Origin of the sequence: Priestia megaterium, from assembly GCF_046599315.1 — a bacterium.
Taxonomy (GTDB): domain Bacteria; phylum Bacillota; class Bacilli; order Bacillales; family Bacillaceae_H; genus Priestia; species Priestia megaterium_F.
In genome coordinates, this window is sequence record NZ_JBKIKC010000001.1 from 262653 (window position 1) to 277683 (window position 15031).

The following is a 15031-nucleotide window of genomic DNA, read 5'->3' on the forward strand; positions in this document are numbered from 1 at the left end:
AAATAGAAATAGATTCTTACTGCCATACGTTTTATTTTGCTTTAAACATTTTATATGACGCTGTTTTTTTACCCCATGCCGCTGCAAAAACGGTAGCGGTTAACCCTAATGCTGCTGCAAAAAAGAAGCCTGCTTTAAGTCCCATCCAAGAATTTAATATTCCCGCAGCAAAAGGACCCCCGAATATTCCTAACGCATACAGCGCTTGGTATCCTCCCATCGCCGTAGCTCTCTTTTCTACAGCTATTTTTTCAATAGACATTCCTAACATAAGAGGAAATACTAATCCTAATGAAAACCCGTTCAAACTTTGAATGACACAAAGCAAGATTTTATTTTCTGTCATAGGTATCATACAGGTAAAGAATGCAGCCAGAAAAAATGCCGCCTTCAAGATCGTCCATTTTCCAAATCGCCAAACAAATAGCTTCTCCATAATAAGAGGAGCAACTGCATGAGGGATCATAAAGGAAAAGACAATCAAACTCAGCTCACTCTCTCTAAATCCTGCGCTTAATGCGTACGTAGGAGTAAAACCAAACATGGTAGTGAAAATAACGCTGTGTGCTAAAATAGACAGCAGCGAAATTTTTAATAGCGACGGCTCTTTCATTACGCTGATTAATTCCTTAAGCTTTATAGGCGAGCGGCTTACGCTCTCTTTAGGTTCGTAAATGAAAAGGGAAAGAACGGCGCCTATTATACTCAAAATCGTTCCTATCCAAAACGGAGCGTGCCATCCCCACTCACTTACAATGTAACCGCTTAAACTCATGCCTAAAAGCTGGGCCAAAACCACTATAAACGAAATGATGTTCATAGCACGGGTTATTTTTTCACGTTCAAAGTAGCTTGAATATAAAATCGTAAAGGCAACCCACGTTGCCGCTGCCAATCCAGCCAAACAGCGTGATATAAACACGCCTATTAAGCTATCAGTCAACGAAAATAGCAGGCAGCTTGACATGCTGGCTACCATGCCGAAGATAACAAACGGTTTTCTCATTTTCACAAAGTCTGAAAAGATCCCTAACGGAAGGCGACATAACAGCTGCATGAGTCCATAGCTGCTTAACACTAAACCAATAAAGGCATACGTGCCTCCTAGCCCTTCCATATAAGGAGACAAAATAGGTACGTAAATAAACTGCGAGAACCAAAAGATAAACGAAACAGCTGCAAAAAGATACTTATTTTTGACGGTACTTATAGCATTCAACTAATCACTTCCATTTTGTTACTACGAAAAAACCGACTTTTATTTTTCATTAGATTGTACTACAGGGGACTAGCAAATGTCGCTAGTATCCCATAGTATGATAAGTGAATTCTTAGTAGCGTGCCGTAACCATTTTCTTTCTTGTATAGAACTCTACGCCGTCTGTACCATTGGCATGAAGATCGCCGTAGAAAGAGTCTTTCCAGCCTGAGAATGGGAAGAACGCCATAGGTGCTGGCACCCCTACATTCACTCCTAGCATGCCCGACTCAATATTTTCACGGAACGCGCGTACGCTTGCGCCGCTGTCTGTATAGATACAAGCTCCGTTTGCGAATCGAGAGTTATTGGCAACGTCAATTGCTTCTTCTAACGTTTTTACACGTACGATAGAAAGCACCGGTGCAAAGATTTCGTCTTGCCAGATTTTCATTTCTTGTGTAACGTTATCAAAAATAGTTGGTCCAACAAAATAGCCATTCTCTTTTACCGCATGATCTTCACGACCGTCACGAACTAAGCGAGCTCCTTCTTCTACACCAGATTCAATATAGCTAAGCGTACGTTCTTTATGGTTTTCACGAATAACCGGTCCTAAGAAAACATCTTCTTCTAATCCGTTTCCAATGACGATGTTGTTTGACTCTTGAACGAGTCGTGAAATTAATTCATCTGCCACGCCTTCTTGCACCGTTACGACAGATGCTGCCATGCAGCGTTCACCTGCTGAGCCGAAAGCAGCTCCGATAATTTGTTTTGTTGCTACGTTCAAGTCAGCATCGTTTAATACGATTGAGTGGTTTTTAGCACCTGCTAATGCTTGAACACGTTTTAAGTTTTCCGTACCTTTTTTGTACACATATTCAGCTACTGGCTGTGAACCTACAAACGAAATTGCTTTCACTAATTTATGCTCAAGAAGGCCATTTACCACATCATGCGCGCCGTTTACAATGTTTAATACGCCTTTTGGCAATCCAGCTTCTTCAAATAATTCTACTAATCTTGCAGCTAAAAGCGGCGTACGCTCAGAAGGCTTTAATACAAATGTATTACCGCAAGCAATCGCAAGAGGGAACATCCAGCAAGGAACCATCATTGGGAAGTTGAACGGTGTAATCCCGCCAATAACACCAATTGGATAACGATACATGCCAGACTCAATACCTGTTGCAATATCAGGAAGCTGTTTTCCCATCATTAACGTAGGAGCACCTGCTGCAAATTCTACGCATTCAATTCCGCGCTGTACTTCTCCGCGCGCTTCATTAAAGCTTTTTCCGTTTTCAATCGTCACAAGCTTCGCTAATTCGTCCCAGTTATCTACTAGTAGCTGCTGATATTTAAATAAGATACGCGCACGTTTTGGCACCGCTGTTTTTGACCATCCTTTGAATGCTTCATTCGCAGCTTGTACAGCTTGATCTACATCTGCTTTTGTTGAAAGAGGCACCTCTGCAATGACTTCACCCGTTGCAGGGTTATAAACTGGTTCTGTCAGACTTGTAGATGAATCCACCCATTCGCCGCCAATATAGTTTTTCACTGTTTTTACTGTTGTTTGTGTCATGTTCATTCTCCTCTCAATTTTCGATTACGCTTGTTGCAGAACTTCTTCAGCTGTATCCATAAACTGCTTAATTTCTTCTACAGTTGGCATCGCATCTGAAGAACTGTGTTTCGAAATAACAATGGAAGCAGAAGCACCGCCAAATCTCATAGCTTCAGGAATTGTAAACTCTTGCATTAACCCGTAGATAAAGGCAGATGCATAGGAGTCACCAGCTCCAAATGTTTTAAGCACTTTCGTTTTAAAGATGCCGCCTCGATGAGACTGACCGTCTTTTGTATAAGCAATCGATCCTTCTCCTCCGTGCTTGATTACGACAATCTTTGCATGATGAGAAAACCATCGTTCAGCTGTAACTTGATCATTCGATTCTTCATAATTTAAAAGCTTTTCCATCATATCGAATTCTTCTCGCGTACCGATAATCACGTCTGATTTCTCAGCTGCTAAATTATAATAGACGGCAGTCTCAGCCTCTGACTCCCACGTATACGGGCGGTAGTCAACATCAAAGAATACAACCACGCTATGTTTTCTCGCATATTCAAGAGCAAGAAACACGGCTTCTCTTGAAGGACTTTTAGCAAGAGCCGTTCCAGAGATGAGCAGCGCTTTTGATTGCTTAATATACTCTTCAGAAACTTCTGTTGGATCAAGCTTTAAGTCTGCCACATTATCACGGTACATCAGGATGCTGCACTCTTCAGGACTTTTAATTTCAGTAAAGGCCAGCCCCGTTACGGCTCCTGTTTGATCAACTACAATACCTTCAGTGTTAATGTTATTTTGATTTAAATATCTGGTGCTGAAGCGGCCCATTTGGTCATCTGACACTTTTCCAATAAAGCCTGTCTTCATTCCAAGCCTAGAAAGACCAATAGCGATATTAGCAGGAGATCCTCCTACGTATTTTGTAAACGTCATCGTTTCTTCCATCGGGCGATTAAATTCATTTGCATTTAAGTCGATACAAAGCCTTCCTACTGCAAGAAGGTCAAATCGCTTTTGTGAATCGAATGTTAAATAACTCATAATCACGTCGTCTCCTTACTTTAATGCTAATTTTTCATCCATAATCCATTCATGATCTTTGCTATTATTAAATTTCCATGTTCGAACAGGACCAGCCATGGCGTTTAAATAATAAACTTCATAACCTGGAGGAGCAGATACCGGGTGATACCCTTTAGGAACCAAGACTGCATCTCCATCTTTAATGACCATTGTTTCATCTAGAGATTGATCGTCCGTATATACTCGTTGAATTGCAAATCCATGTCCTGGGTTGACTTTATGATAGTACGTCTCCTCTAAATACGATTCATGCGGCAAGTTATCTTGATCGTGCTTATGAGGCGGATAGCTTGACCAGTTTCCTTCCGGCGTAAACACTTCCACTACTAGCAGACTATCGGCCGGCTTTTGTTCAGGAAGAATATTATGGACTTGTCTCGCGATATTTCCTGCTCCGCGATGTTCTGCACCCACATCCTCCGGCGTAATTAAACGAGCAGGGTATGTACCTTTTCCAGGTGCTGCACACACCGCAATTTCTAAGTCGGTTACAGCTTCTACTTCATAGTGATCATCATTCGATACATATACGGAGTACGGAGGAATTTTTTCAAAGATATCCATTCGCTGTCCGATGTTTTCCCATTTCTCTTCTTTCGTAGAAACGTTGGACTTACCGGTCAAGATTACAATACAAACTTCTTGATTTTCCGTATTCTTTTTAAGTGTTTGACCTTTTTTTAATGAATAAACTTCAAAGCCAATGTACTCCCATCCCGCAGATTCTGGCGTGATGCTTAGTACGTTTCCATCGCTGTCAGCTGTTTTTGTTGGTACGATTAAATCCGCCATTCGTTTCCACACCTTTCTATTTCTTATTTTTTAACGTGTTTATGTCAGGGACGCTCTTTAATCAAGCGAACTGAATTTCCTATCTTTTTAAGGAATTAATATTTTCTTGCTTTTTGCAACTGGCTTTCTTTGCCTTCAAACGCCGTTTGAACATCTGAGCTTTCAGATACGGCTGCTACTCCTACATGCCACCAAGAATCGTAGCCGTCCGTCATTGTTTTTGGAAGAACTTTAATGTCAATCAATGTACTAACACTTTGCTTTTTGGAATCTTCAATGGCATATTCAAGCTCTTCCATTGTATACACTTCATATGTTTTTGCTCCGTACGCAGCTCCAGATTGAGCAAAGTTGATGCGCATAATATCTCCATCAAGCTGCCCCGTCCGTGGATTACGAACACGGAATTCTGTGCCAAAGCTTTCAATTCCGTTATCCATCTGCAAGTTATTGATGCAGCCAAAGCCGGAATTATCAAAAAGAACAATATTTATTTTAATTCCTTCTTGAATGCTGGTTACCAGCTCACTATGAAGCATTAAGTAGCTTCCGTCTCCTACCATCGCATACACTTCTTTATTCGGCTCAGCCATCTTAGCACCCAAGGCAGAGGCAATTTCATAGCCCATACATGAATATCCGTATTCAAGGTGATACGTATTACGTTCATTTGAGATCCACATACGCTGAAGGTCACCCGGGAGGCTTCCTGCTGCACATGTAATAATAGAATCAGGTGCAATTAGTTCGTTTACCTTGCCAAGCACAGTCGTTTGGACAAGTTCTGTGCTCAGGCTATTTTTATATTCCGACAGGCTTTGATCAAAATGCCCTTTGATTTCCGGAATAAATTCTTCACCTGTGTATGCAATATTTTTTAGACGATTCAGCTCTTGATTCCACTCTGATTTGGCTTCTTCAATTTCAGTTTCATAGCCTGATTTGTAGCCTTCTAACTCAGCCGAAAGAGCTTCAAGACCCACTTTGGCATCCGCGACAATTTTAGTAGCCTCCAGTTTTGACGCGTGAAATTCAGAAATGTTAATGGTTAACACATCCGTTTCAGCGTAAAACAGCTTTGAAGAAGTCGTAAAATCTGTGAAGCGTGTTCCAACACCAATAATTAAATCCGCCGATTGTGCTATTTTATTAGCAGCACTATTACCTGTTACGCCGACTCCTCCTAGATTTAGAGGATGGTTGCTTTCAAGCCCGCTTTTTCCAGCTTGCGTTTCGCTAAATGGAATATGAAACTTTTCGGCAAATGCAGCAAATGCATCCGCAGCCTCTGAATAACGAACACCGCCGCCTAAAATAAGAAGAGGCTTTTTCTTCGTTTTAATCAGCTCCACTGCATTTCTTATACTTTCTCGCGAAGGTTCGCGGCGTTCAATAAGATGGGTACGCTCGCGGAAGAAGCTTTCTGGAAAATCCCACGCTTCCCCTTGTACATCCTGCGGCAGTGCGATTGTAACGGCCCCTGTGTCTGCCGGATCTGTTAATACACGCATCGCATTGATCATAGCCGACATCAGCTGTTCTGGACGGCTGACTCGATCCCAGTACTTGCTGACGGACCGGAAAGCATCATTTGTAGAAAGAGATAAATCATGTGTTTGTTCAATTTGTTGAAGAACCGGGTCCGGCTGGCGAGTCGCAAACACATCGCTTGGCAAAAGCAGCACCGGAATATTGTTTGCAGTAGCTGTCGCAGCCGATGTAACCATATTCGCTGAGCCTGGACCAACGGAAGAAGAGCAGGCCATGATCTGTTTTCGATGTTTTTGTTTTGCAAAAGCTACTGCAGCATGAGCCATTCCCTGTTCGTTTCTTCCTTGATATACTTCAAGCTCCCCTGGGTTTTCCTGCAGCGCTTGCCCGATACCCACCACATTTCCATGTCCAAAAATGGTGAATACTCCTTTGATGAAACGTTCTTTTTTTCCATCAAACTCTACATATTGCTGATTTAGAAACTTTACTAAAGCTTGACTTGTTGTTAACCTTATCGTTTTCATATACCTTCCTACCTTATCTTCTGAAATTAATCATTAACAGATTGATTTTTTTACACTATTTCTTCTTTTTTAAATGAAATCGATTTCATAAAATTTGATAGATGGGGTTCTACCCTCTTGCTTCCTAGCTTTCTCCTTGATTTCAGCTGCTATTTAGGGAGGAGAAAAATGCTTTTACTCCCTGCATTTTTTAACGCTTGAAGATTGAAAAAAGATCGAAAATTGATCATAAATTCCACTTTCAAATGAAATCGATTTCATTTGGTGTTAAAAAAATATTTTCCAAACTTCATTCTTAACTTTCCCATCATTTTTTCATACTCTGTCTTACCTGTAAAATCAATTCTATTAAACTATTTAACTCCACTTGATGAAATCGATTTCATCAAGTTTTAAAAGCGCTTTCTTATCTATGAACCTAGTTTATAATATTCAGTTTACTTTGTAAACACTTTTTTAAAAATTTTGTTAGTTTATATTTTTATTAATTGTAATCGCTTTATAGATGGGCGCGAACAGAGGAAAAAGAGACTAGGCATACCTCTTTGTATGCCTACTGGCTCTAGATCTAAGCATATGTACAGTAACTGAAAAACAGTTATTCCTGCGCAATGATAAGGTTAATCTCATTTTCTTGTGCATAGTGCTGATAGCTAACGTCCACTTTATCTGTGATTAAATAATCAACTTCATGCAGCTCACAGTACGTAATCATTGCATACTTATCAAATTTCGTATGATCCGCTAATAAAAACACTTTTGTACTTCTTTTTATGACGGTTTCTTTAATTTCACTTTCAACGGACGATGAATTGGTAACGCCATTTGATATGGAAATACCCGTAGAAGCCATAAATACTTTATCGAAGTTGTAGTTCTTTACAGGATTGGCATGGTTAAAACTAGAAAATGATTGAGTTTCACGCTCAAGATAACCACCCGTGGAAATTACCTTTAGCGTATCAAAAGGCAAGGCTTTGATGATAACATCTAAACTATTGGTAACAATCGTTATCGATTTGTCTTTTAGAAATTCAATCATTTCTAACGTAGTAGTTCCTGAATCAATAAATATGACATCTCCGTCTTCTACATACTGAGCCGCCTTTTTAGCAATTAAACGCTTTTGAAACTGATTTCTTGTTTGTCTCTCATTAAATGATTCAAGCTTCACATGGTTAACAGCTACTCCGCCGTATACTTTTTTTATATATCCTTCATCGACTAACTTTTGAACGTCGCGTCGAATCGTATTTTTAGAGACTTCAAACACCGAAACCAAATCATCTAATGAGACAGATTCATGTTCAAAAACATACTCTTGAATTTGTTGAATTCGCTTCGTTTTTAACATTTCTACCTCCTTCGTTTATCTTTCTTTTCGTTTTTTTGTTACTTACTATTATAACCCTTACAAAAGGTGTTTTCTAGAAGAGTAACTGCTAAAACAAAGAGAGATTGAGACATAACTAAATCATTCTTAGCTAAAGACAAACAAATTGGATACATGAGCTAGTATAGATCGCTTGTTACACCGCTGTTGATTTCCGTGCAAGGCTTCGCATTCCGCGGGCGGCCGGTGAGCCTCCTCGTAGCGTACGCTCCTGCGGGGTCTCACCTCTTCCGCTTTTCTCGCAGGAGTCTTCGCCTTGCCCTCCAACCAACAGCTAGAAGCAACTACAGACCTGAAACCTACGTTCACCATCACCCTGAAAAAATCCGAACGAGTTGGATTCTCTATCAAGAATCTCCATTCATCGTTCGGATCTTGCTTCAACTAAAATGCTTTTGCCCAGTCTCTTTTTTATTGAGCTTTATTACTTGTATGAAACTCTCTCATTTTCTCTTTTACAGTCGCTATAACCGCTTCTTTTCCCGGTGTAAGAATTGTTCTCGGATCATACACTACACTGTCGCTTTCCAATGTTTGACGAACAGCACGCGTCCAGGCCTGAAGACACTCAGTATTCACATTAATTTTCGCATGTCCAAGAGCTATTGCTTTTTGAATTTGGTAGTTTGGTATACCGGAACCGCCGTGTAAAACTAGCGGCACATCTGTTAAATCAGCTATTTCTTTCATTTCATCAAAGCCTAGCTGTGGTTCACCTTGGTACTGTCCGTGACCTGAACCTAAAGCAGCCGCTAAAGCATCGACTCCCGTTTCTTTTACAAGACGCAGACATTCAGCGGGATCAGCGTACACGATGTTGCCAACAAGCCCGTCTTCCATGCCTCCGACTGTTCCAACTTCAGCTTCAACGGAGACATACTGAGCAGCAGCATAGTCTACTACTTGCTTAGTCATTGCAATATTTTCATCAATTGGATAGTGAGAACCGTCAAACATGACCGAGCTAAATCCAGCGTCGATAGCTTTTTTACATCTTTCTACACTCATACCGTGATCTAAGTGAAGCGCGACAGGAACGGTAATGTTCATTTCGTCTAACAGACCTTCGATCATCCCCACAATGGTTTTAAAACCGCCTAAATAATCTACAAGCCTGTCTGAAACCGCTGCAATGACAGGAGCTTTTTCCTCTTGGGCAGCTTGTAAAATAGCCTGTGCCCACTGCAGACTGTTAATATTATACTGACCAACCGCGTAGTTTCCTTTTTTAGCAGCATGAAGCATATCCTTCATTGATACTAGTTTTGAAGATACTAACGTCACCGACTGACACTCCTTATCATGAATATGATTTTGTTGCTTCAAAGCTGTAATATGCCGAGATAGCCTTGATGGTTGTCTCTTTAGCTGTCTTAATTGCTTCTTCCGCACTTAATTGATAATATTCAGGACGGAATAGCTCCACAGATACCGCGTCTTTATAGCCTTTTTCTTTTAATGTTGAGAAAATAGCGTCTAAATCAATTGCTCCTAGACCTGGCCATACTCGATCTTCATCTGTTAAGAAGCCAATAGGAAAATCTTCCGTGTCATCGATATGAACGATAAATATTTTGGAAATATCCGCTTGTTTTAAGTCTTCTAATTTTGACCCCATCGCATGGAAGTGGAAGCAGTCAAAAACTAAGCCTACGTTATCTCGGTTTACAGCTTGAACAATATCATAAGCTTGACCAAACGTATTAACTGTACACTGAGGATGACCTACAAACTCAACGGCGATTTTAACTCCGTAAGGTTCAGCCAATTCCGATAATTCATTCAGCACTTGTACGCAGCTATCTTTAATCTCTGCTTTTACTATTTTTTGTTCTGTTACTAAAGGAACGGCTACGATATATTGAGCACCTATCTTTTGAGCAGTTTCTAGCATACTTTTAAACTCTTCTATAACTTCCTTATACTCTTTTTCACTGCGGTTATTAAAGAAGACTAAAGCATTCAGCGCTAGTGGTTTGATATGATTTGTATTAAAAAACTGCGCTAAATCATCCATTGAGTGACTTTCTAAATACTCAGGCAGTTTATCCATTGTACGAATTTCGATATAATCATATCCGTGCTTGTTACAATACTCCAGGTCTTTTTTTAGATTTGAATTTTCTAATGTTGTCGCTTCGTTAAAACATAATTTCATAGTCATTCTCTCCATTCTTCACTTAAATAATTTTATTATCATTCATTACGTCAGAGCCTTCATTATCATAACTTCGGAAGCTTTGCTCCAATTCTTCAAGTGTAAGCCCTTTCGTTTCTGGTAAAAACTTTTTAACAAATAGAATCGCTCCGATTCCGAGTACTACAAAGACAAAAAACGTAGTGGATAAGCCAATGCTGGCTAGTAAAACAGGAAACGTTAAGCCTACAAGGAAGTTAATTCCCCACAGACAAAATACGGTAACACCCATCCCTAAGCCTCTTAGTCGTAAAGGGAAGATTTCTGAAAGCATTAGCCACGTTACCGGAGATATAGCTCCCTGCTGAAACGCGAGGAACGTAATCGTTAAGGCTAATACGATATATGGAAGTGCCGCAGATCCTTCAAATACAAGAGAAAATATACCAATCAGCAGTAGGGCAGTGGTAGTTCCCACCAATCCCGTTATAAGCATTGGCCTGCGTCCAACTTTACCTAGCAGCCAAATCCCTACAAAAGTTGCTAAAACAGATATCACACCATTTCCAATATTTCCAATAAGAGCCGCTTCTGTTTGAAAACCTGCATCTTTTAAAATTTCAGTGCCGTAATACATAATGGAGTTTACGCCGGTAATTTGCTGCACGACAGCAATTCCAATACCAAGGAAAACGACTCTTCGCACCCATGGTGTTGTTAAGTCTTTAAACGTTGCTTTTTCCACTTTTGCTTCTTGATCGTAAGCGCTCTCAATCTCCTGCAGCTCTGATTTGGCTCTTTTACCTTCCCTTATCTTTTGAAGAACCGTTAGCGCTTCATTATTTTTCCCTTTTGACACAAGCCAGCGGGGACTTTCTGGTACTCTAAGCATGCCAAAGAATAAAAAGACAGCTGGAATTGCAGCAATTGGCAGCATATAACGCCAAACGTGAGGGGTTTCGCCTAGCATATTTCCGATAATCGCGTTAAACGTAAAAGCTAGAAGCTGGCCAGTAACAATCATGAGTTCATTTTGAGTTACCATTTTCCCTCGGGTTTCAGCCGGTGACATTTCAGCTAAATATGTCGGTACGGTAACAGATGCGCCGCCTACAGCAAGTCCTAATAGAAAACGGCAAAGAATCATAATGGCTGCGTTTGGTGAAATCGCACATCCAATTGTGGAGACAAAAAACAGAATAGCAAGATACAAAATCGTTTTTCGCCGCCCGTTATAATCTGATAGCCTCCCCCCTACTACCGCACCGAATGCAGCACCAAATAAAAGAGCGCTCGTTACAAGACCTTGAGTAAAAGAGTTAAGATTCAATTGATCAGATTCAGACATATAAGGCAATGCCCCGTTAATAACTCCCGTGTCATATCCAAAAAGCAGTCCACCAAACGTAGAGACTAAAATAATCGTACGTAAAAATGAATGTTGATTTCCCTGTTTACCCATGCTAATTCCCCCGTCTTATTTTAAGAATGAATAACTAACTTTTCGTTAATGTACTTGCGGGCCATTAAAGCATATTCCAGTGGATGCGCAATTGAAGGGTCCTGTTCAGCCTCAACTACAATCCATCCTTTGTAATTATAATCAACTAACGCTTTATACACGTTTGTAAAATCTACACATCCATCACCTGGCACGGTAAACATACCTGCTAGGAATGATTGCAAAAATGATTTCCCTTCTTTTTTGCATTGCTCCAGTACGTTTCTTCTTGCATCCTTAAAGTGAACGTGCTTGATACGATCTATATGTTTATGTAATAGCTCCATATAGTCTCCGTCAGAAACATAAATATGTCCTGTATCATATAGGAGATGAACATGATTTGCGTCCGTTCCATCCATTAACCGATCAATTTCAGCTAATGTTTGTACACCTGTTCCCATATGGTGATGATAGACAAGATGTAAACCGTATTCTGCTGCGATTTTTCCGAGCTCATTTAATCCTGTACACAATGCTTCCCATTCTTGATCACTGAAATATGGTTTTTCAGCAAAAACATTCTTTTCAATTCCTTGAACACTATAAGTTTGCTCTGATACGACCGCCACGTCAGCATGAACTTCCTGCAGATACTGACAATGTTTATGAAATAAACTTGACGTTTCCTGTATGCCATCACGAATGATAAAACTACTAAACCACTGTCCTGCAATTCTTAAATTTCGAAGCTTAAGCTCCTTGTTTAATATGCTTGGTTCAGGAAAAAAACCTCCCACCTCTGTTCCTTGAAAGCCCGCTACGACGATATCGCTTAAAAGATGCTGCAATGTGTTTTCTGCACCAATTTCAGGAATATCATCATTTCTCCAGCCGATTGGAGCAATTCCCCACAGAATATTTTCATTTCCCATTTTGATTCCTCTTTTCCCCTTATTGTGTAATGTTGCCTCACTAACAATAGATAGTAGTAAAACTTACCAATCTTATAACTTTACAAATGAAATCGATTTCATTTGCAGATAAACGAACTCCCTTGTTATGTTTTGGTTAAATATTGGTTAAGTTTGAATTAATATTAATATTAAAAACGCTTTCAGTCAATAATAAAATTTCAGAATTTTTTATATACCGCATCGCCCTAAAAGTTTATTCAGCCTAAAAATGCCACTTATAAAAGAGATAGCATCCACTTATATAACCATACAAAAAAGCTTTATTTACCGTTATTCTAACAGTAGACAAAGCTTTTATCAGCAAAGTTATATTTCTTATTTTAATAGTATTATTATTTAATATGACTTTATGGAATAAATATATAAAAAGAATAGCCTACTCTTTTTATCATCAGTTTCCTTTTACTTTTATAATGGCTTCTCCGTAGCTTGTCATTGACGTTTTGAATTCAGTTATGAACTGTTCTACTTTTGAAATAGATTTTTTCATTTCATCGTCCCCTTTGCCTCTTATATAGCTCTATTATCAACAATTGTCTAGCGTTTGACAAAGTCAGTGGAAACGGAAACATTCAGCATGAAAACGTACACATGTCTGTTAAAAGCGGCAAATATTCTCATTTGCTTAGTATTTCATCATTTTTCTTTGTTTTTCAGAATCTCTTCTCACACGTTTTGCTTATCCAACAAAAGGAGTGATGGAAGCTGTTCTTTAAAAGCGGCATCAGGCTCTTTTCCCATCCTCTCATACCCGCAGTGGAATGACTATGGATATTGACATCAGGTTCAGCTTTTCTTCCCTTTTTATTAAAATTACCTCTTGCATTAAAGTCAACTTTAACGTTTAAGCTAGTTTTATAGCTTTTAAAAACCCAAAAAAAGGAGAAACAGTATGCTGATTAAAAGAATGACGGTGCAGCTTTCCGGTGGACTTCAAGCTAGACATACGGCTTTATTTGCGCGTGAAGCTTGTTCGTTTCAAAGTGAAATTTTTCTTGCGAAAGATGGAAAATCTGCAAATGGAAAAAGCATCATGAAAGTAATGGCTTTGGCTGTTAAGAAAGGAGATGAAATAACGTTACTGACAGATGGAGTTGATGAACAGGCCGCCGCCTGCACCCTTGAAAAATTTCTTTTAACTAAACATAGATAGGAAGCTGCTTTGCAATTTCTCCCTCTCCTTTTTTTATAAAATCATAGAAAAAAATATTTTCAAAAAAGGTCTTGCTTTAAAGTCGACTTTAACGTTTAAGCTAATCTTGTAGCTTTTAAATATATCAAATATAGTCGGTGAACTTTATTGTATGAGCAAACTGATTATGTTTAGTACGAAAGGATTGTGTTTTTAATTATGTGTAATCAACATACAACAACATCACGTGTTCTAAGTGCGCCACATGCAAAGGCAAAATTCGAGAACACGACAATTGAACGCAGAGAACTGCGACCAGACGACGTTTTAATTGATATTAAGTTTAGCGGTATCTGTCACTCTGATATTCATAGCGCATTTGATGAGTGGGGCGGCGGAATGTTCCCAATGGTTCCTGGTCACGAAATCGCGGGAGTAGTTGAAGCCGTGGGAGAAAACGTAACAAAATACGCGGTTGGTGATCGCGTGGGCGTTGGATGCTTCGTTGACTCTTGCGGAGAGTGCGAGTACTGCCTGAACGGAGACGAGCAATACTGTACAAAAGGCGTTGTTCAAACGTATAATTCGTTGGATTACGATGGAAACCCTACATACGGCGGATACAGCCAAAAAATCGTCGTAAAAGAAGGGTTCGTGGTTCGTATTCCTGATAGCTTGAGTATGGATGCAGCAAGTCCGCTTCTATGTGCGGGGATTACGACATTTTCTCCATTAAAGCACTGGAATGCTGGTCCTGGCAAAAAAGTTGCGATCGTGGGAATGGGCGGTCTTGGACATGTAGCGATTCAATTTGCACATGCAATGGGTGCTGAAGTTACAGTATTGAGCCGTTCTAACAATAAAAAAGAAGAAGCTCTAAGCTTTGGCGCAGATCATTATTTTGCGACAAGTGATGAGACGACGTTCACTGAATTAGCCGGTCGCTTTGACCTTATCTTGAACACGGTGTCGGCTAATTTAAACGTGGATCAATATTTATCTTTACTTCGCGTAGATGGAACGCTTGTCAACGTTGGCGCACCTGCTAACCCAGATCAATACAGCGTATTCTCCCTCATCATGGGACGTCGCAGCATTGCTGGTTCACTTGTAGGCGGCATTCGTGAAACACAAGAAATGCTTGATTTTGCGGCTGAACACGGTGTTGCTCCTATGATTGAAGTTATCGATGCTAATCAAGTAGATGAAGCGTACGAGCGCGTTCTTCGCAGCGATGTTCGCTATCGATTTGTTATTGATATCTCTACACTGTAAGCC

13 protein-coding genes are annotated in these 15031 nt (G+C 39.9%); 2 read left to right on the forward strand and 11 right to left on the reverse strand.

The genetic code is table 11. From position 1 onward, the window contains the following. Positions 1 to 31 precede the first annotated feature (31 nt). From ACLHDF_RS01565 to iolE, 11 genes are all read right to left on the reverse strand, one after another. Positions 32 to 1219: an MFS transporter gene (locus tag ACLHDF_RS01565; RefSeq protein WP_413917289.1), complete on the reverse strand. Its 1188-nt coding sequence runs from the start codon at positions 1217 to 1219 to the stop codon at positions 32 to 34. A gap of 112 nt (positions 1220 to 1331) precedes the next feature. Next, positions 1332 to 2789, reverse strand: a complete 1458-nt coding sequence (gene mmsA, locus ACLHDF_RS01570) for a CoA-acylating methylmalonate-semialdehyde dehydrogenase (RefSeq protein ID WP_413917290.1) — start codon at positions 2787 to 2789, stop codon at positions 1332 to 1334. Between the two features lie 24 nt (positions 2790 to 2813). Beyond that, entirely contained in the window at positions 2814 to 3821 is a 1008-nt protein-coding gene (gene iolC, locus ACLHDF_RS01575) for a 5-dehydro-2-deoxygluconokinase (protein ID WP_413917291.1), read from the reverse strand. Positions 3822 to 3836: 15 nt separating this feature from the next. Further along, the gene (gene iolB / locus ACLHDF_RS01580; RefSeq protein WP_413917292.1) at positions 3837 to 4655 is read right to left on the reverse strand and encodes a 5-deoxy-glucuronate isomerase; all 819 of its coding nucleotides are present in this window, start codon (positions 4653 to 4655) and stop codon (positions 3837 to 3839) included. A 95-nt stretch (positions 4656 to 4750) separates the two neighbouring features. Beyond that, positions 4751 to 6673: a 3D-(3,5/4)-trihydroxycyclohexane-1,2-dione acylhydrolase (decyclizing) gene (iolD, locus tag ACLHDF_RS01585; RefSeq protein ID WP_413917293.1), complete on the reverse strand. Its 1923-nt coding sequence runs from the start codon at positions 6671 to 6673 to the stop codon at positions 4751 to 4753. A 598-nt stretch (positions 6674 to 7271) separates the two neighbouring features. Beyond that, the gene (locus ACLHDF_RS01590) at positions 7272 to 8027 is read right to left on the reverse strand and encodes a DeoR/GlpR family DNA-binding transcription regulator (protein ID WP_413917294.1); all 756 of its coding nucleotides are present in this window, start codon (positions 8025 to 8027) and stop codon (positions 7272 to 7274) included. A gap of 175 nt (positions 8028 to 8202) precedes the next feature. After that, positions 8203 to 8337 carry a hypothetical protein gene (locus ACLHDF_RS01595; protein ID WP_413917295.1) on the reverse strand — a complete coding sequence of 45 codons (135 nt, stop codon included), beginning with the start codon at positions 8335 to 8337 and terminating at the stop codon, positions 8203 to 8205. 140 nt (positions 8338 to 8477) lie between these two features. Continuing rightward, the gene (fba, locus tag ACLHDF_RS01600; RefSeq protein ID WP_413918242.1) at positions 8478 to 9320 is read right to left on the reverse strand and encodes a class II fructose-1,6-bisphosphate aldolase; all 843 of its coding nucleotides are present in this window, start codon (positions 9318 to 9320) and stop codon (positions 8478 to 8480) included. 46 nt (positions 9321 to 9366) lie between these two features. Then, positions 9367 to 10224, reverse strand: coding sequence for a 2-keto-myo-inositol isomerase (iolI, locus tag ACLHDF_RS01605; protein WP_413917296.1), 858 nt, complete (start codon positions 10222 to 10224; stop codon positions 9367 to 9369). A 22-nt stretch (positions 10225 to 10246) separates the two neighbouring features. Next, positions 10247 to 11665 carry a sugar porter family MFS transporter gene (locus ACLHDF_RS01610; RefSeq protein WP_413917297.1) on the reverse strand — a complete coding sequence of 473 codons (1419 nt, stop codon included), beginning with the start codon at positions 11663 to 11665 and terminating at the stop codon, positions 10247 to 10249. A 20-nt stretch (positions 11666 to 11685) separates the two neighbouring features. Continuing rightward, positions 11686 to 12579 carry a myo-inosose-2 dehydratase gene (iolE, locus tag ACLHDF_RS01615; RefSeq protein WP_251392047.1) on the reverse strand — a complete coding sequence of 298 codons (894 nt, stop codon included), beginning with the start codon at positions 12577 to 12579 and terminating at the stop codon, positions 11686 to 11688. Between the two features lie 934 nt (positions 12580 to 13513). On the opposite strand from iolE, the gene ACLHDF_RS01620 reads away from it, so the two are divergent. Together ACLHDF_RS01620 and ACLHDF_RS01625 are read left to right on the forward strand one after the other, a co-directional pair. Next, entirely contained in the window at positions 13514 to 13774 is a 261-nt protein-coding gene (locus ACLHDF_RS01620; RefSeq protein ID WP_413917298.1) for an HPr family phosphocarrier protein, read from the forward strand. 198 nt (positions 13775 to 13972) lie between these two features. After that, positions 13973 to 15028, forward strand: coding sequence for an NAD(P)-dependent alcohol dehydrogenase (locus ACLHDF_RS01625; RefSeq protein WP_413917299.1), 1056 nt, complete (start codon positions 13973 to 13975; stop codon positions 15026 to 15028). Positions 15029 to 15031 lie beyond the last annotated feature (3 nt).